At 35.2% G+C, this 17,522-nt stretch carries 24 protein-coding genes; 7 read left to right on the top strand and 17 right to left on the bottom strand.

The window, feature by feature from the left end:
- The first annotated feature begins 19 nt into the window (after window positions 1-19).
- Window positions 20-481, top strand: a complete 462-nt coding sequence (locus FP432_RS05075; RefSeq protein WP_265488239.1) for a GAF domain-containing protein — start codon at window positions 20-22, stop codon at window positions 479-481.
- A gap of 43 nt (window positions 482-524) precedes the next feature.
- Here the strand turns inward: FP432_RS05075 and FP432_RS05070 are convergent, their stop codons facing one another.
- Genes FP432_RS05070 through FP432_RS05015 form a run of 12 tightly spaced genes read right to left on the bottom strand, consistent with a single transcriptional unit; the run spans window position 525 to window position 10,005 of the window.
- A complete protein-coding gene (locus FP432_RS05070; RefSeq protein WP_265488238.1) occupies window positions 525-1,226 on the bottom strand; it encodes a biotin--[acetyl-CoA-carboxylase] ligase in 702 nt (233 codons plus the stop codon).
- Window positions 1,226-1,984, bottom strand: a complete 759-nt coding sequence (gene fabI / locus FP432_RS05065; RefSeq protein WP_265488237.1) for an enoyl-ACP reductase FabI — start codon at window positions 1,982-1,984, stop codon at window positions 1,226-1,228. The genes FP432_RS05070 and fabI overlap by 1 nt, the downstream gene beginning before the upstream one ends.
- A 9-nt stretch (window positions 1,985-1,993) precedes the next feature.
- Window positions 1,994-2,764 carry an acetyl-CoA carboxylase carboxyltransferase subunit alpha gene (gene accA, locus FP432_RS05060; RefSeq protein ID WP_265488236.1) on the bottom strand — a complete coding sequence of 257 codons (771 nt, stop codon included), beginning with the start codon at window positions 2,762-2,764 and terminating at the stop codon, window positions 1,994-1,996.
- Window positions 2,757-3,605, bottom strand: coding sequence for an acetyl-CoA carboxylase carboxyltransferase subunit beta (locus FP432_RS05055; protein ID WP_265488235.1), 849 nt, complete (start codon window positions 3,603-3,605; stop codon window positions 2,757-2,759). Before FP432_RS05055 ends, accA begins: the two co-directional genes overlap by 8 nt.
- On the bottom strand, window positions 3,586-4,968 hold the full coding sequence (gene accC, locus FP432_RS05050; RefSeq protein WP_265488234.1) for an acetyl-CoA carboxylase biotin carboxylase subunit: 1,383 nt from the start codon (window positions 4,966-4,968) through the stop codon (window positions 3,586-3,588). Before accC ends, FP432_RS05055 begins: the two co-directional genes overlap by 20 nt.
- A gap of 10 nt (window positions 4,969-4,978) precedes the next feature.
- Entirely contained in the window at window positions 4,979-5,407 is a 429-nt protein-coding gene (gene fabZ, locus FP432_RS05045) for a 3-hydroxyacyl-ACP dehydratase FabZ (RefSeq protein WP_265488233.1), read from the bottom strand.
- A gap of 1 nt (window position 5,408) precedes the next feature.
- Window positions 5,409-5,858 carry an acetyl-CoA carboxylase biotin carboxyl carrier protein gene (gene accB, locus FP432_RS05040; RefSeq protein ID WP_265488232.1) on the bottom strand — a complete coding sequence of 150 codons (450 nt, stop codon included), beginning with the start codon at window positions 5,856-5,858 and terminating at the stop codon, window positions 5,409-5,411.
- Window positions 5,858-7,093 (bottom strand): beta-ketoacyl-ACP synthase II, encoded by a 1,236-nt coding sequence (gene fabF / locus FP432_RS05035; protein WP_265488231.1) that lies wholly within the window; start codon window positions 7,091-7,093, stop codon window positions 5,858-5,860. Before fabF ends, accB begins: the two co-directional genes overlap by 1 nt.
- 8 nt (window positions 7,094-7,101) lie before the next feature.
- Window positions 7,102-7,830 (bottom strand): 3-oxoacyl-ACP reductase family protein, encoded by a 729-nt coding sequence (locus FP432_RS05030; RefSeq protein ID WP_265488230.1) that lies wholly within the window; start codon window positions 7,828-7,830, stop codon window positions 7,102-7,104.
- Window positions 7,814-8,758 carry an ACP S-malonyltransferase gene (locus FP432_RS05025; protein WP_265488229.1) on the bottom strand — a complete coding sequence of 315 codons (945 nt, stop codon included), beginning with the start codon at window positions 8,756-8,758 and terminating at the stop codon, window positions 7,814-7,816. The genes FP432_RS05030 and FP432_RS05025 overlap by 17 nt, the downstream gene beginning before the upstream one ends.
- A complete protein-coding gene (locus tag FP432_RS05020; protein WP_265488228.1) occupies window positions 8,758-9,003 on the bottom strand; it encodes an acyl carrier protein in 246 nt (81 codons plus the stop codon). The genes FP432_RS05025 and FP432_RS05020 overlap by 1 nt, the downstream gene beginning before the upstream one ends.
- A gap of 33 nt (window positions 9,004-9,036) precedes the next feature.
- The gene (locus tag FP432_RS05015; protein WP_265488227.1) at window positions 9,037-10,005 is read right to left on the bottom strand and encodes a beta-ketoacyl-ACP synthase III; all 969 of its coding nucleotides are present in this window, start codon (window positions 10,003-10,005) and stop codon (window positions 9,037-9,039) included.
- A gap of 249 nt (window positions 10,006-10,254) precedes the next feature.
- Here FP432_RS05015 and FP432_RS05010 point away from each other — a divergent pair, with 249 nt between their 5' ends.
- From FP432_RS05010 to FP432_RS04995, 4 genes are read left to right on the top strand one after another with little or no spacing between them, the layout of a single operon-like run.
- A complete protein-coding gene (locus tag FP432_RS05010) occupies window positions 10,255-10,671 on the top strand; it encodes an alpha/beta fold hydrolase (RefSeq protein ID WP_265488226.1) in 417 nt (138 codons plus the stop codon).
- Entirely contained in the window at window positions 10,629-11,084 is a 456-nt protein-coding gene (locus FP432_RS05005) for an alpha/beta fold hydrolase (protein ID WP_265488225.1), read from the top strand. Before FP432_RS05010 ends, FP432_RS05005 begins: the two co-directional genes overlap by 43 nt.
- 33 nt (window positions 11,085-11,117) lie before the next feature.
- Window positions 11,118-11,579: a hypothetical protein gene (locus tag FP432_RS05000; RefSeq protein ID WP_265488224.1), complete on the top strand. Its 462-nt coding sequence runs from the start codon at window positions 11,118-11,120 to the stop codon at window positions 11,577-11,579.
- Between the two features lie 17 nt (window positions 11,580-11,596).
- Window positions 11,597-12,262, top strand: a complete 666-nt coding sequence (locus FP432_RS04995) for a ribonuclease H family protein (RefSeq protein ID WP_265488223.1) — start codon at window positions 11,597-11,599, stop codon at window positions 12,260-12,262.
- Window positions 12,263-12,306: 44 nt separating this feature from the next.
- On the opposite strand, the gene FP432_RS04990 is transcribed toward FP432_RS04995, so the two are convergent.
- The 3 genes from FP432_RS04990 to FP432_RS04980 all read right to left on the bottom strand — a co-directional run bounded on the left by FP432_RS04990 (window position 12,307) and on the right by FP432_RS04980 (window position 13,987).
- Window positions 12,307-12,744 (bottom strand): MarR family winged helix-turn-helix transcriptional regulator, encoded by a 438-nt coding sequence (locus tag FP432_RS04990; protein WP_265488222.1) that lies wholly within the window; start codon window positions 12,742-12,744, stop codon window positions 12,307-12,309.
- Window positions 12,745-12,800: 56 nt separating this feature from the next.
- Window positions 12,801-13,217, bottom strand: coding sequence for a 3-hydroxyacyl-ACP dehydratase FabZ family protein (locus FP432_RS04985; protein ID WP_265488221.1), 417 nt, complete (start codon window positions 13,215-13,217; stop codon window positions 12,801-12,803).
- 107 nt (window positions 13,218-13,324) lie between these two features.
- A complete protein-coding gene (locus tag FP432_RS04980) occupies window positions 13,325-13,987 on the bottom strand; it encodes a hypothetical protein (protein WP_265488220.1) in 663 nt (220 codons plus the stop codon).
- Between the two features lie 87 nt (window positions 13,988-14,074).
- Between FP432_RS04980 and FP432_RS04975 the strand changes: the two genes are divergently transcribed.
- On the top strand, window positions 14,075-15,076 hold the full coding sequence (locus FP432_RS04975; protein WP_265488219.1) for a zinc ribbon domain-containing protein: 1,002 nt from the start codon (window positions 14,075-14,077) through the stop codon (window positions 15,074-15,076).
- Window positions 15,077-15,105: 29 nt separating this feature from the next.
- Here the strand turns inward: FP432_RS04975 and FP432_RS04970 are convergent, their stop codons facing one another.
- The gene (locus tag FP432_RS04970) at window positions 15,106-15,957 is read right to left on the bottom strand and encodes a helix-turn-helix domain-containing protein (RefSeq protein ID WP_265488218.1); all 852 of its coding nucleotides are present in this window, start codon (window positions 15,955-15,957) and stop codon (window positions 15,106-15,108) included.
- A gap of 3 nt (window positions 15,958-15,960) precedes the next feature.
- Complete coding sequence (locus tag FP432_RS04965; RefSeq protein WP_265488217.1) at window positions 15,961-16,740, bottom strand: alpha/beta hydrolase; 780 nt, start codon at window positions 16,738-16,740, stop codon at window positions 15,961-15,963.
- A 182-nt stretch (window positions 16,741-16,922) separates the two neighbouring features.
- Here FP432_RS04965 and FP432_RS04960 point away from each other — a divergent pair, with 182 nt between their 5' ends.
- Entirely contained in the window at window positions 16,923-17,522 is a 600-nt protein-coding gene (locus tag FP432_RS04960; RefSeq protein ID WP_265488216.1) for a TVP38/TMEM64 family protein, read from the top strand.

The raw sequence follows: 17,522 nt of genomic DNA, 5'->3' as shown, positions 1-17,522 counted from the left end.
AATAAGGAGTTGATAGATTATGAGTGCAGCAACACAAGAAGAATATCAATTATTAGTAGCACAGGCGCAAGCCTTAATTGCTGGTGAAGATGATTGGGTTGCTAATACTGCTAATCTTTCAGCTCTTTTATTTAATAATCTGCATGAAGTTAATTTTGCAGGAGTCTATCGTCTTAAAGATGGAGAGCTGATTTTAGGGCCTTTCCAAGGACAACCTGCGTGTGTTCATATCCAAATTGGTAAAGGTGTTTGTGGTACAGTTGCAAAAAACTTAAAAAGTGAAATAGTACCTAATGTACATCAGTTTTCTGGTCATATTGCCTGTGATAGCAATACTAATTCAGAGATTGTTTTACCAATTTTGGATAGTAAAGGTAATTTATGGGGTGTGTTTGACTTTGACTCACCGAAGTTAAATAATTTTAATGAAGTAGATGAAAAGTACTTAGCACAGATTTCAGCTAATATTTTTAATAAATAAATTAACAATAAATAAAATAGGACTAGCGATCGCTAGTCCTATTTTATTTACTTTCGACTTTGATAACTTCACCGCTAGAATATGAATGAAGTTGTCCATTACTTTTTACTACTAATTCACCTCGTTCATTAATATTTACTGCAATACCATGCACAACTTTTTTCCCAAGTTGGAGAGTAATATTTTTGTTGAGAAGGCATGATAAGTGGCGATATTGCGGTAAAAAGGCTCCAGACTCATAAGCACCCAAACAAGTAGAAACAGCTCTGAGAAGAGATTTTATTAGTTTTTGACGATTAAAGTCTTGCTTAATAATTGAACCAGCTTTTTCTTGTAAGTTGTTTGGAAATACTTGAGTGGAGATATTAATCCCAACACCAATAATTAATCCGTTAGTAGAATATTCAGTTAAGATGCCACCGACCTTTTTATTATCAAGGTAAATATCATTTACCCATTTGAGTTTTAATTTGATTGAAGAAAAAAGGGATTGGAGAATGTCAACGAGGGCGGTAGCAATAGCTGGAGTAAGCAACTCTGATTTTTCTTTATTGAGCTTAAAGTCAGGAACAGCAAGACTAAAATATACTCCAGTATTCGGTGGGGAGAAAAAACTGCGTCCACGCTTACCATAGCTTTTAGTTTGGCTATTGGCGACAAAGGCTGCTTGGTGAGCGTGAGTAGCTAAGTAAGAGCGCGCTAAATCTTGAGTAGATGTTACTTGGTCAAAAGTAAATATTTTCATTATCTTAAGTGCACACCTTTATCAACAAAAATCACGTCACCAGTCACACCACTAGCTAAATTACTCATCAAGAATGCACAAGTATTTCCAACTTCTTCTTGAGTAACATTTACACCATCAACTGTTTGGCTTTCCGATTCTTTAATTAATGAAGAGTGACCCTTAATTCCTGAAACTGCCAAAGTTCTCATTGCACCGGCAGAAATAGCATTTACGCGAATTCCATCTTTGCCTAAATCTCGAGCAAGATAACGTGTGGTTGATTCAAGAGCAGCCTTGGCAATTCCCATAGTATTGTAATTTGGCAAGGCACGTGTTGAGCCCATATAGGTCAAAGTTACAATACTAGCAGGATTATTTAAGATTCTTACTCCCTCTTTCGCAACAGCTAAGAGGGAGTAAGAAGAAACATCTAAAGCTTGGGCAAAGCCTTCACGTGTAGAGTTTAAAATTGAACCGCCAAGTTCTTCTTTTTTGGCAAAAGCAATGGCATGTACAATTCCATCGATTTTGCCAAAACGCTCACCAATAGTTGAAAAAGCTTTAGCAATGCTAGTATCACTTGCAACATCACATTCGATAAGATGATTTTCATCAGTAACTAACTTATTAATAAACTTCTTGAGTCGTTCATTTTGATAAGTATAAATAATTTCAGCGCCTTGTTTTTCCATTGCTTGAGCACATCCCCAAGCAATAGAGCGGTTATTGGCAACTCCCATAACTAAAATCTTTTTTCCATTTAAAATACCAGACATCTTATTCTCCTAAAATTTTCTAAAACGAGCATAGCGTTTATTTAATAATTCTTCAGTCGATAGTTTTTCCAAAGCAGGAATTTGTTTTGCTAAAACTTCAGTAATATTTTGAAGTACTTGTTGATGGTTACTAGGCTCTTTAATAATTCCCTCAATAACTTTTTGCTTTAATAATTCTTTTGGAGTAAGCTTCATTACTTCAGCGGCTTGACTAGTTTTGCTAGTATCTTTCCACAAAATGGAAGCAAAACCTTCTGGTGAAAGAACTGTATACATGGAATCTTCGAGCATCCATACTTGGTCACCACATGCTAGACCTAAGGCGCCACCAGAACCACCTTCCCCATAAAAAATAGAAATAATTGGTGTTGGTAGCTGGCTTAGTTTTAATAAGTTTTGAGCAATTGCTTGGCCTTGACCATTTTCTTCAGCACTTTTACCAGGAAAAGCTCCAGCAGTATCAACAAATAAAATTACGGGACGATGAAATTTAGCAGCCGTGGTTGCTAAACGAAGTACTTTGCGGTAGCCACCGGGTTCTGCTTGACCAAAATGCTTCTTCATTCTCTCTTCTAAATTTTTTCCGCGACTAGTGGTGATAACGGTAACAGGATGATGATGAAAAGTGGCTAAACCACCAACAATTGCTGGATCATCACTATTTAGGCCATCACCATGAAGTTCAAAGAAATCCTTAAAAAGCTGTGTTCTAATTTCATGATCAGAAATATGGTCTTGGGATCGAGCAGCTTTAACTACTTCCATTGCTGATTTAGTCATTAATCATACCTCCATTTTTTAACAACCATTCCAGAATATGCTTTTCATCTTGACGTTTAACAATATGATCAATAAAACCATGGTGTAAAACATTTTCTGCGCTTTGAAGGTTGGGAGAGATTTTTTCATGAATTGTTTGTTCAATTACACGCCGGCCAGCAAAGCCCACTAGGGCATGTGGTTCAGCTAAAGTTATGTCACCTTCACTAGCAAAACTTGCAGTGACTCCTCCAGTAGTTGGATCAGTTAAAACAACAATGTAAAGTAGCCCCGCTGCACTATGTTTAGCAACAGCATTTGAAACTTTGGCCATCTGCATCAAAGAAAGAATTCCTTCTTGCATCCTAGCTCCGCCAGAAGCAGTAAAAAGAACTACTGGTAGAGTATCTTTAGTTGCATTTTCAAAAAGTCGAGTAAGTTTTTCTCCCGTCATTTGGCCTAACGAACCCATGATAAAAGTAGGATCCATAATTCCTAATGCAAACTCGGTTTGCTTAATTTTAGCTTTACCAGTTAAAACAGATTCATTAAGTTTACTAGCTTTTTTGGCTTTGGTGATTTTTTTATCATAATCAGGGAAATTAAGAGGGTCTGAAGGAGAAATTTTAGCATCCCATTCAGTAAAGTCATCAACTAGCCAGGGAAGACGTTTACGTGCTGAAATTCTAAAACCATAATCACAATTTGGACAGGTGGCATATTGGTCTAGGCTGTCGGCAAATATTTCTGTTTTACATTTAGGGCAGTTAAAAATTAGGCCATCAGGAACTTTATCATCAGCTACTTTGTCAGCTTTAATGTGGGTTTGACTAGGAGTATTTTCATGCTGAAATAGTTTCATTGTTTTGCTCCTTCCATCTTGGCAAGAACTTTGTTTCTAAATAAGTATTGGTAAAATTCCCCTTAAGAAATCCTGGATCTTCAAGAATAGCCAGATGGAATTGTTGGTTAGTTGTAATTCCTTGTAAAACCATTTCTTGAAGGAGACGTTTCATTTTTACGATTGCTTCAGTTCGAGTATTGCCAAAAGCAACAACCTTAGCAATCATTGAATCATAGAATGGAGAAATTTGTTGCCCTTGATAAAGAGCAGTATCAATACGCATACCAGGGTTTCCAATTGGTAAATAGAGGTAATTAACTTTACCAACTGAGGGCATAAAGTTATTAGTTGCATCTTCGGCATTGATACGACATTCAATTGCATGACCCTTAGGAATTAAATCTGATTGCTCAAAAGGTAGTTTTTCACCAGCGGCTACTTGAATTTGTGCTTTAACGAGGTCGACACCGGTTACCATTTCAGTAACAGTATGCTCGACCTGAATTCTGGTGTTCATTTCCATGAAGTAAAAATTATGCTCTTGATCCATTAAGAACTCAATTGTTCCAGTATTAGTATAATTAGCCGCTTTTGCTGCAGCGACTGCAATTTCGCCTAAATGAGCTCGTTCTTGTTCAGTAATTAATTCACAGGGACTTTCTTCCATGACTTTTTGTTTATTTCTTTGAAGAGAACAGTCACGTTCAGGGAAATAAACAGTATGGCCGAAATTATCACGGAAGATTTGAACTTCAATATGCTTAACATTTTGCATAACTTTTTCTAAATACATTCGGTCATCACCAAAATCAGCCTTTGCTTCAGCTTGAGCTGAGGCTAGGGCAGCACCCATTTCGCTAGCTTTGGATACTTGACGGATTCCTTTACCACCACCGCCAGCAGCAGCTTTTAATAAGACTGGATATCCAATTTTATCGGCTAGCTCTTCTGCCTCTTTGGCAGAAGTAATAAATCCTTTACTACCGGGAGTGACTGGGACATTATGAGCCATCATAGTTTGACGGGCATGTTCTTTGTTTCCCATTTTATCGATGGTTTCAGCATCAGGGCCAATGAAGGTTAGACCACATTTACTGCACATTTTAGCAAATTCAGCATTTTCTGATAAAAAGCCATAGCCTGGATGGATAGCCTCAGCACCAGTTCCTACAGCAGCTGCTAAAATATTTTTAATATTTAAGTAAGAATCACCTGGTTGCGGTGTACCTACGCAAACAGCTTCATCGGCTAATTGTACATGTAAACTTTCGCGATCAGCGGTGGAGTAAATAGCTACAGTTTTAATCCCCATCTCTTTTAAGGAACGAATAATGCGAACGGCAATTTCACCACGATTTGCAATTAATACTTTTTTAAACATGAATTTTCACCTAACCAATCATAAAAGTTAACTCAGCTTCAGCAATTTTTTTATCACCGACTTGTGCAATCCCCTTACCAAGGCCAATATTACGTTTGATTTTTGTCAGTTCAGTAGTTAAAAGTAGTTGGTCGCCAGGATACGCTTGGTCAAAAAAAGCAGCTTTTTGAATACCACCAAAGTAAGCAGTTTTTCCTTTGAAATCAGCCATCGATAATAAAGCTACCGCACCAGTTTGTGCCATGGCTTCAATTATCAATGGGGAAGGAAAGACTGGATTTGTTTTAGAACTGGCGCTGACAAATAATTCGTTATTTGAAACACTATGTAGTGCTTGAGCACTATGACCAGAACTTAAATTTAGTACTTGATCAATTAGAAGCATTGGATAACGATGAGGAATAATTTTTTCTATTTCACCAATATTTAAGTGTGTCATCTTAATCTTCTTTCACTGAAATCAATGGTTGATCAACTTCAACTAAATCTTCATTTTCTACGTTTATCGCTGTAACAGTGCCGCTAATCTTACTTTTTACTTCGGTCATCATCTTCATGGCCTCAATTACACAAACTGTGTCGCCAGTATTAATATGTTCGCCAACCTTAATAAAAGGTGGTTGATCAGGTTTTGCTTGAAGGTAAACCACTCCAACAATTGGTGCTTTAACAGCTGAAGTATTCTCAGAAGAAGGAGTTTGCTTCTCATTAACCTTCTTTGCGGGAGTAACTTCGGTATCAGGACTAGGAGTTTCAGTATTTACTGAGACAGCATTGTTCTTTTTATTTTTACTTAAATATAAGTGAAATTCGCCATCATCAATTTTGAGTTCACGAACATTTGAATCTTCAAATTGGTCCATTAAGGTTTGAATATCTTTTAATTCCATTATTCTTCACTCCATTTCTTAAATGCTAGAACTGCATTATGTCCCCCAAAGCCGAAAGAATTGGAAAGAGCATACTTAGCATCTGTATCACGATTATTTTGATTAACCAAAGTAATATTGCATTCAGGATCTTGATTAAAAACTCCAACATTTATTGGTAGTTTTCCTTCATTTAGACTGGCCACAGTAATAATTGCTTCAATTGCGCCAGCTGCTCCTAAAAGGTGACCAGTCATTCCCTTAGTGGAAGAGACTAGGACATGATTATTGGCACCAAATAAATTGTTAATGGCGTGAGCTTCGCCAGAATCATTGGCATGAGTAGCTGTTCCATGAGCATTGATATAATCCACGTCATTTGGTGAAATAGCGGCCTCATCAATAGCCATCTTCATAGCACGAATTGCCCCTTTTCCTTCAGGATCAGGAGAAGTGATATGGTAAGCATCACTTGTAGTGCCATAACCAACTACTTCGCCAAGAATCCTTGCGTTTCGAGCTTTAGCATGATCCAAACTTTCAAGAATCATTGCACCAGCTCCTTCGCCAAGGACAAAACCATTTCTATCTCTATCAAAGGGGAGGGATGCATGCTTTGGATCAGTACTTTGGGATAGAGCAGTTAAAGCCGCAAATCCTGCAATTGCCGTTTCATTAACAGTAGCCTCGGCACCACCAGCAATCATTACTTGGGCACGCCCAGCTTTAATTTGGCGGTAAGCTTCACCAATACTGTTCGTTCCTGTTGCACATGCAGTAACAATTGAGGTAGAAATATTTTGTGCATTAAAACGAATTGAAATATTACCAGCTGCCATATTTGAAATGGCCATTGGAATAAAAAAGGGAGAGACGCGCCGTGGGCCCTTTTCATGCATTCTAAGAACTTGATCTTGGATAGTAGTTAAACCACCAATTCCGGAACCATAGATAACGCCGAGATCTTCTGGATCAGTATTCTCTTCATTGATTCCAGCCATTTCCATTGCTTCAGCAGCAGTTTGCATGGCATATTGAGAATACAAGTCCATCCGACGAGCTTCTTTTTTACCAACATAATCTTGAGGATCAAAATCATCAATTTCTCCGGCAACTGTAATCCCAGTCTCACTTGCATCAAATTTTGTGATAGGTTTTATTCCAATTTTTCCTGCTAAACTATTCTTAACAAAATTTTGATAACCATTTCCGTTAGGAGCGATTGCTCCCATTCCAGTAATAACAACTCTTTGCATAATTTCTCCTACATCGTCATTCCGCCATCAACTACAATGTTTTGCCCCGTAATATAGTCATTTTGGGCCAAAAAAATAGCAGTTTGTGCCACTTCGCTAGGATTACCTAAACGCTTAAGCGGTATCTGCTCTAAAATATTCTTTTTTACATGTTCAGAAAGTACTGCCGTCATTTGAGTATCAATCATTCCTGGAGCAATCGAATTGACGCGAATATTACGCATCGCTGCTTCGCGAGCAATTGATTTGGTTAATCCAATTAAGCCAGCTTTTGCGGCTGCATAATTAGCCTGCCCAGCATTTCCATGTATCCCGACAATAGATGATAGATTAATAATTACTCCTGAGCGCTTCTTGTTCATTTTTTTGATAAGATTCTTGCTCAAAAAGAAGGGAACTTTCAAATCTAAATCGATGACTTGATCAAAATCTGCTTCTTTCATGCCAATAAACATCTTGTCACGATTTAACCCAGCATTATTAATTAAAATATCTACTTGTCCGTAGACATTCCAAGCATCTGCAGCAAAATCTTTCAAATCTGTATTAGCCAAATCAGCTTGTAAGTAATGGTAAGTTGCTGAAAGTTTATCAAGTTCCCCCGCTAACTCACTAGGTAGCTCTTTGCGGCCATTTAACAAGACTTTAGCACCATGTTTTGCAAATTCGAGTGCCATTGCACTGCCAATTCCATGTGTTGAACCGGTAATTAAAACTACTTTATCCTTTAATTCCATTTGCTTCCTCAATGAATTCTTGATATTCGTCATACGTTCCAATACGATAATTTTTTAGTGAGCGATCAATTTGTCGAGCAAAAGTAGATAAGGTCTTGCCTGGACCAATTTCTAAAGTTGCAGAAATATGACTATGATCAATTAAGTACTGCAAACAATCGCCAAAATGTGTTGGGACTGCTAGTTGCCTTTCCATAATTTGTGCCCAGTCATTTGTAAAAGGGTGCCCCGTAGTATTGGAAATAACTGGTACAGCTGTTGGTTTAAAGGAAATATCTTTTAAACGATTATGCATCTGCTTACTGGCATCATTGAAAAGCGGGGTATGAAAAGCTCCGTTAACATTTAAAAGAATGGTGCGATGGGCTGCTTCATTTTCTTTAATCTTTTTACTGGCAAGAATAACTGCGTCCTTTTCTCCGCCAATTACAATTTGCTTTGGTGAATTAAAGTTGGAAAGATAGACTTGTTTTCCTTGATCTTGAAGCTGAGTTAAAATTGCTTCAACTTTAGGCAAGTTTGGCTTAATTAAAGCTGCCATAGCATTATCAATTTTGTCAGCATCAGCTTGCATATAACTAGCCCGATCAGTTACGAGACTAATTGTACTAGCCAAATCAAGGGCATTACTTGCGCCCATTGCGCCGTATTCACCTAATGACAAACCAACCATTCCGCCAATGTCAAGCTTACCAACGTCACGCTTTAACATGCGAAATATTCCAAGTTCAAAGGCAACTAAAGCTGGTTGGACATGAATTGTTTTACTTAACTCTTCATGTTTATTAGTAAAGATAGCTTCAATATTTTGTTTACTAGCTTCGCTGGCAGTTTGAATCGTCTCTTTAAAGAGGGGATCAGAGAAGAAGTCTAATCCCATACCTGCTTTTTGTGCACCTTGACCGCTAAAGAGAATTCCAATACTCATTATTTTTGTTTGTCCATTTCTGCACTAACAAAATCAACTAAGTCGCCGATTGTTACGATGCTGTCGTCAGGATCAAGTTCAATGTCATATTTATCTTCTAATTCGTTTAAAATTTCGAATAAGTCTAAGCTATCTGCATCTAAATCTTCTTTAATGTTAGTAGTTAAAGTTATTTTATCTGTATCAACATCTAATTCATCGTTAGCAATAGTTTGTACGTCTTTTAAAATTTCTTCTTTAGTCATTTTATTAATCCTTTTCTATCTAATATTTGCTTTTTAGTATTTGAAAATGACAGTGGCACAAGTTAAACCACCACCAAATCCGCTTAAAGCAATAGTTTCACCTTTTTTTACTCGTCCTTTTTCTGCACATTCTGCTAGTAAAATAGCTTCGCTAGCAGCTGCGGTATTTCCATATTCATTAATGTTAATTGGAAACTTATTAAGCGGTTGATTCAAGCGCTTAGCTACATGTTCAATAATTCGGCTATTAGCTTGGTGAAGTAAATAGTGATCAATTTGATCAGCCGTTATGCCTGCTTGTTTACAAGCAGCTTCAATTGATTGGGGTACTTCATGAGTAGCAAAACGATAAACTTCACGACCATTCATTTGAAAGGGGGTATAGGTAAAAGAATTATTACTTAATTCAGTGTTGTTTTTAATATGGCCTGCAGTTAATTGATTGCCTAACTCACCAAAAGTTTGTAAATCTTGTCCCACAAAGTGTCTTTCAGCTGCAGTTTCTAAAATTACTCCACCAGCTCCATCACCAAATAAAACAGCACTAGAGCGATCATCCCAATCAATTAATTTGGATAGAACTTCTGCCCCAATAACTAATGCCTTCGACCAGTTATTAGCTAATAACATTGAGCGAGCCACCGAAAGAGCATAAGAAAACCCGGAACAAGCCGCTGAAAGATCAAAAGCTACAGCATGTTGTGCACCTAATTTTCCTTGAATTTGGGCACTAACACTAGGTGTTAGATAATCAGGTGACATCGTCGCCACAATAATCAAATCTAATTTATCTGGTGTCCAAGATACTTGTTCAAGCAAATCTTTTCCAACAGTTGTTGCTAAGTCTGAAGTATTTTTATCAGTACTAATGTGACGTGTTTTGATTCCAGTGCGCTTAGTGATCCATTCATCGCTGGTATCCATGATCTTACTAAGTTGGTTATTAGTAACTAGATTGTTAGCTGCTACCTTGCTAGTAGCAGTGATTTTCACATCCTTCACGGGTATATTCAGTCCTATCTCTGTGCAAAATAAGGTATTACTTATATTTAGTACATCAAATAATTAGATAATCAAACTATTTGATAATCAAATTATATTACTCAAATTTATGATGTCAAATAAAAAGAAGATTTTCACCAAATTTCATTCCTTCTGAGTAATAAAAACTAATATTTTAAAATTGTTAATTCAAGCGCTAAAATTACCTTGAAAGATGAAGGATACAAGGAGAAAGGAAAACTAATTTAGATGTTTTATGAGTATGCACCAGATATGAAGTTGCACTATGAAATTAAAGGAATGGGACAGCCAATTTTGTTGATTCATGGTCTGGGATGCGACATTAATTTAATGACTGGCGCCTTTGAACCAATTTTTGAAAAAGAAGGTCAGATGTATAAACGAATTTATCTTGATTTACCAGGAATGGGTGAGTCTAGTCATACGTTGGCCTATGCTTCTTCAGATAAAATATTGGCTATTTTAGAAGGCTTTGTGGATAAAATTATTGGTCAAGAACATTTTTTATTGGTTGGACAATCTTATGGTGGCTATTTGGCTCAAGGACTAGTAGCACATTATAAGTTCCAAGTTGATGGTCTTAACTTACTTGTCCGATGGTGGTGCCTGATGGAAAACAAAGACAAGTTCCTAAAAAATATTTGAGTTTTACAGATACAGATTATTTAGCTGGCCTTAATCCGCAAAAAGCAGAGCGAGTTACTAAGAATTTACTTGTGGCTAATCAAAAGACTGTAGAAAGATGGCAAAAAGAAGTTATTGCTGGAATCCAAAGAGCTAATAAAGGATTTTTAAAAGCCCTAAAAAATAATTACAGTTTTATTGTGGATGTGGATAAGGTTATTAAAGCTTTGGATTATGATAAACCAAGTTTAATAATTACTGGCAGGCAAGATACGATTGTGGGCTATAGAGACCAATGGAAATTATTGGAGATTTTTCCACGAGCATCATTTGCAGTCTTGGATGCTACTGACCATAGCTTACAAATCGAGGCACCCAAGATATTTACTGCTTTAGTAGAAAATTGGTTAAAGCGATTAAAGAATTTGGCATAATTTTAAAAATAGTTAGTAAAAAGAGTGATTAAAATGAAAAAATTACCACCAAAAGAAAAGATTCTAGAGGTTTATACTGCTATTGGTGATCATCATGTGGAAATTAATGGAGATGAGGCAAAGGTCATTTCGTCTAATGGAGCAAAAAAATATACGGTAAAATGGCAAGGAGATATTTATCAGTCCAATGATAATGCAACATATTGGCAAGGATATCCGGGCTATCCAATAATTGCTGTGTTGATATTACAAGAACGATTGCCGTTTGATCCTTCCTTGGCGCATGACCTAGCCGGGGTAAATTGGAATAAAGTTAACCAAAAATTTAAGCGCGATTATCTTGCCGCCGCTAAGGCAGTTTTAAATGAAAAGGGACTAGATGTGGAGAAAACACTGCAAAAGATAAATTCGTGTTATGAAGAATTAACAAAATTGCCTTTAACAATTAAGCGTTGTGGAATTAAGGTGGAAAAACTAAAAAGCCCAAGCAATTAGATAGAAAAGGTGAAGATATGGCTAAAACAAAATATTATGCAATTCGTAAAGGAAGAAAAATTGGAGTATTTCAAACTGCTTGGAGTGAAGTACAAAAATTAATTAGCGGCTATCCGGGAGCTGAATATAAAAGTTTTGAGAGTAAGGCAGATGCGGAAACTTTCCTCCACCAAAAAAGTGGGCGAAATTTAGCAGGAAAAAATATCAATGAAATTAATCAGGAAATTACTGATGCAATTAATAATCTTGATAAGTCTAGCGTAATAATTTTTACTGATGGCAGTTTTAATAAAAACACTAATGTTGCTGGTTGGGGAATGGTAGTACTTTACAACCAAGATGGAAAAATAAAAAAGATTCATGCTAATGGACCAATTAAAGATATCAAAAACGTTGAAACTCGCAATGTTATTGGTGAATTAAAAGCAGCAGGTCATGCGGTAAATTGGGCGCTTCAACATGGTTATCAAAAAGTCACGATATATCATGATTATTTAGGTGTATCGGCATGGCCTACCAAGACTTGGCAAGCTAAATTACCACTTACAAAAAAATATGCAAAATTTATTCAAGACAAGCAAAAAGAAATAAAGATAGAATTTGTTCATGTTCCAGCTCATACTAACGTTACTTACAATGAAGAAGTAGATAAGGTTGCCAAAGCAGGCGCAGGAGTGCTTTAAAATAAAAAAATGCAAGACTAACAGGTCTTGCATTTTTAATTATTTTAATGAGAATTAGTAAATTTTTCTAAATTCTTAAAAGCGCGATAAATAGTTTGAAGTTCGTCTTCATTTAAGTTTTCTAAAAAGCTCTTAACCATCAAATTATGATAAGCATGATATGCACGGCATACTAGTTTGCCTCGATGAGTAAGTTTAAGACGAATGATACGACGATCTTTTTCGTCTCTTACTCTTTCTACGTAGCCTTTACGAACCAAGCGATCGACTTGAGTAGAGATAGTAGCACGAGTAACATGTAGTTTTTCAGCTAATTGTGAAGTAGTCAAATGATTATGAAGGCCAATAGCATCTATAGCATGTAACTCATTTGGAGTTAAATCTTTAAATTTACTTTTTTTCAGTTCCGTTTGTTCAATTCTTTCAATACCATAATAGCTATTGTAAAGAGCATCACTAATCTCTTTGTATAATTTATTCATGTAAAAAATCCTTTAGCTTGATAATTAAATCCATCTTTAATTATAAGCTAAAAGAGTTAATCATTTAATAAAAAACTTAAATTAGCACTGCAAGCTACTTCATCATTGACAAGAGTTTCACCGGAAAATTCAATTTTATCTTTTTCAAACTTAGTTTGTTTGAGAATAATCTTTAGTTGATTGCCAGGTAAGATCATCTTTTTAAAGCGAGCTTTCTGTAATTTGGTTAGGTTAGGGGTACCTTTTTTGTTTTCTTTACAAAATACTTCGGCTGCTTGTACCATAGCCTGGATTGTTAAGACTCCAGGCATAACTGGATTACCTGGAAAATGACCCTGAAAGAAACTTTCTCCCATAGTAGTATTAGCGATTGCTTGGAGCTGATTGTTATCAAGATAAGTTACTTTATCTAAAAAAGACAAGGGTAAGTCATAATCTGTTATTGTTTTTATTTGAGTTGAATTTAATTCCAATTTAAGTACCTCTTTATCCAAAATAAAAATTAGTTAGAATATCTAACTAATTTAATTGCTATTATATGCTTTAAAGAGGGGAAGTCAATAAAATGGTTAATTAATACTTAATATTTCTCATCTGCAATAATATTTCGACCTACAAAATCAACCATAATCTGGCGACCTTCAATGTTAGGGTGGATCCCATCCCAGAACCAATCTTCATGTCCAGCTGCATATTGATTCCAGTCAATTACATGTACATTAGAATATTGCTTACTTCCGGTGGCCAATACATCATTAACTTCTTCTTGCCAGTCTTGATCAACATTAGTATTGATAAAGTAAATTTCACGTTTAGTTCCAATTAAGTGCATGATTGTATCAAACTGATCTTTAGAAAATGGACCATTAGTACCAAGACCAATCAAAATTGTGTTCGGCAGAGATTTATTTTGAAGTTCACTAATGACAGAGCTAACCTGACGTGAGACTCCAGCATCAACTTGGATTTTTGGAAATAGAATCTGATAATCCTCTTTACAACCTTCCATAATTGAATCACCAAAAGCTGTAATATTCATTTTGGCTAACTTTTTCTTATCTTGAGGTGAAAGTTTGCCGTGATAAATAAAGTTTTCTCTTTTTTCTTTTAATTTTTTCTGTTTATTTTTTGCGATTAAAGCTGAGTTCTCTTTTTTGCTAATGTGATTGTTATGGGATGCTTGGTTTTGACAAGCAGTTAGTAACAATAGTGGTAAAAGTATAAAAAATTTTTTAGTTTTCATTTTGATCCTCATTTTTGATTATCATTGTTGTACTATAACCATGCTATAATTTATTTAAATATTTTAAAAGTAACAAGGAAGATATCGATGAAATGTCCAAACTGTGGGCGACAAGTTAGTGCTAACGACGAACGTTGTCCGTATTGCGATTTTGATCTAAAGAAATTTAATAGTTCATACTTTACTAATAGTGAAGAGTCTAATCATTCTAAAGTAAATAGTGAAAATAATAAGACATCACTATCTAAGAATGTTTCGATTTCGGGGAAACAAAATTCGACTATTGCAGCAATGGTTAACTGGATTCAAGCAAATGCAATTATTGTTTTTTTAAGTGGAATTGGCTTACTCATTTTAATGAGTTTTTCTCGTCCTTTAGCTTGGATAACTTTTTTAGTATTGATGATTTGGCTATTTATTGTATGTCGAAGTCACCCAGAACCGCAGCAATATACAGTAGATCAAAGATTGGCTGAGAAAGTTAACCAAGTTGGTTCGAGTGTTGCGAATTCTGTTGAAGCCCAACATCAAAAAGTTAAAACTAAGAGAATGGCTCATGGCAAAAAGCCCCTTAGTCAAGAAGTACATCATGACAGCAACCAAAAGCTAACTTTTACACAATTAGGCGTATTATTATTGGCGCTTGTTAGTCTATTTGTAATATTTTTTGGCCCCTTTGCCACTACATCATTAAATGGAATGCCGTCTGCTTCTATTACGAAAGTATTATTAAATGTGGCTGGCTTGGGTGGTAAAGATAGTTTAATCGGGTATGGCTTATTATTACTTTTTATCACGATGCCTCTTGCTATTATTGTATTCACAGTTAAGAATAAGCATAATGATAAACACTTGGTTTTTATATTATCCCTAATTGAAACTATATTTTTAGTGTTGGTTGCGTTTGAACTTGTTTTTAGAAACGCTGGTGCATCATTGGGCATTATTAATGTTTCTGGGACGGGATATGTCAAACAGCTAGTGAATAATTTTGTTTCTTTTGGAATTTCAGCTTATCTGTTGTTAATATCAAGCATTTTAACTACTTGGTTAGCTTGGCGAAGCTTAAAGAATAAAAAAATCGACTAAAAAAGAACTAGTTAGTAACTAGTTCTTTTTTAGCCTGCTATTTGGAATTGATTGATTTTTTGCAATAAAACACGATTATTATAAAGTCTAGCAAAGGCAGCAGCATCATTAATGTAAGTTTCAATTTGCTTGACGTTAATACCAAGAGCCTTTCCATTTTCAGCAAGACAAAAGAGAATGCGATCAAGATAATAAGTAATGTGTTGGGTAGCACAGATTTGATAACCATAGTTAAGTAATTTATTCGATTTTTGGTAATCTTTTTCTTTACTGTAAAATTTACCAGCATGGTAAAGAATAGAAAGAATTTGAAGATTTTTAGGAGCATCTAAAATAGTATCTTCGCGAATTTCAGAAGTAATTAAATCATAATATTGTTGTGCTTTCTCTAATTCACCTTGAAATTCGTAAACTTGACCACAACCACTTAAAGCTAATAAATGATAAATACTTCCTCTTTTTAATTTTGGTGACTCCAAGATTAAAGTAAAGCAGTACAAAGCATCGGTCTGATTATGTTCAAGCTCTAATGCTAGTAAGCCTCTTAAATAGTCATAATGAAATATATCTTCTTGTTTAATTAATTCATTTTTTGGAATTTGACTAAGTAAGCGAGCAACCTTAGGAAAATCAAAAACATCACTAGCGTAGTCCGCAGCAGCTAGTTTGTTGTCAATATCATTACTTAAAGCATCGTTCATAATATCGCTAAGGTTCAGATTCATTCGGGCACATAGGCTATTTAGAATCTTTAAAGAAGGAATTCGCCCATTATTTTCAAATTTACTTAACGTTGACTGTGTACAAATGCCATCGCATAGTTCATTTTGAGAAAGACCCAGTTTTTTTCTAGTTAAAATAAATTTTTTAATATCTACCATTTTTTATCCCTTTAAAGCTTGAAAAAGAAAATCTAGTGATTCATCTAGATAATCATTAGCATAATCCATTGCATGTCTTGATCCTTTTACAACTAAGAGTTGAATGGAATGATCAAGTGCGGCCAACTTTTTAATTAGTGTTAATACATCTGAGAGTTCTGTTAGTTCATGAGCAGAATTAATCATAAACAATTGTCTTAAATTTGAATAATCATAACTGTCAGCATCTAAACTTGTCAGATTAGCGGAATCGGCATATGTGAGAGTGAAATATTTATAAAAGGATGCTCTAATTTCTTTAGGATCTTGAAGCTTAAGCTCATTTTTTGCATCTTTTGATGGTTGAACATCTTGATGATTTTTAATCCAGGCAGAAAAATTAACAGGAGCAGACCAAGTCACAGTTGGGAAACCGTAAAGACCGGCTAAATAGAGTGCAAGTGTTCCTCCAGAACTTGCACCAATTTGTACGATGTTGTCATGATCATTTTCATCGGTATATTGTGATTTTAGCAACCAATTAATAAACGCTTTGGCATCATCATGCGCAGTAGGAAATTTATTTTCTGGAGCTAAGCGGTAATTAGGAATTAAGGTCATAAAACCGGCATTTGCTAATTTGATTCCTAACCATTTGATATCAGCTTTGTCGCCGCGAAACCAGCCCCCACCATGCCAGAAAACAAGTATTTTTGTTTCGGTTGTAGTGTTGTTTGGAAAATAAATATCAGTCTTTATGTTATGACGTAGGTCATATACGATGTCTTTTTTTATCACTACCATAGGCTTATCCTTTTTTTGTTATTTAATAACTTATGTATATTATAAAATAAAAATAGAAAAGATAGTAGTTTGACCAAAAATATTTTATTAGATATGAAATTTTAAGTATAAAAAATGACCCATGATTAGTTTATTTAAAGCCTTTTTCTAGTATAATAATTTAATATTAAGGGAGTGAAAAAATGTCTACCAAAACAAGTCGACGTTTAATTAATATATTGACTATCGTTACTACAATAATATTAATTTTGTTATGTATTTATTGGTATAAGCTTGGTATTTTTACTGATCAAGTCAAAATGAAGACATACTTAGCCAATAAACAGATCGTTGGTCCCCTTATTTTTGTCTTAATTCAAATTATTCAAGTAGTGATTCCAATTATTCCAGGCGGAGTTTCATTGTTAGGTGGTGTTATTTTCTTTGGCCCTTTGTGGGGATTTATCTATAATTATGTTGGGATTTGTTTAGGATCAATTATTCTATTCTTTTTAGCCCGTTATTATGGAAAACCGTTTATTTTACATTTAGTCTCTGAAAAAACTTATGAAAAGTATATGAAGTGGACTAAGAATCAAAAAAAATATAATTGGTTCTTTGCAATTTGTATTGTGGCACCGATGGCGCCTGATGACGTTTTATGTATGATTTCAGGATTGACCGAGATGAAGGTTTCAACGTACATATGGATAATTTTGCTAGGGAAGCCGTGGACCATTGCTGCTTATAGTTTTGGATTGATGTATGGAGCAAAATGGATAATGAAATTAGTGGGTAAATAA

Origin of the sequence: Lactobacillus sp. PV034, from assembly GCF_014522305.1 — a bacterium.
Lineage (GTDB): Bacteria > Bacillota > Bacilli > Lactobacillales > Lactobacillaceae > Lactobacillus.
Note: the sequence above shows the minus strand (reverse complement) of the source record. Positions and strands in the feature narration are given on the sequence as shown.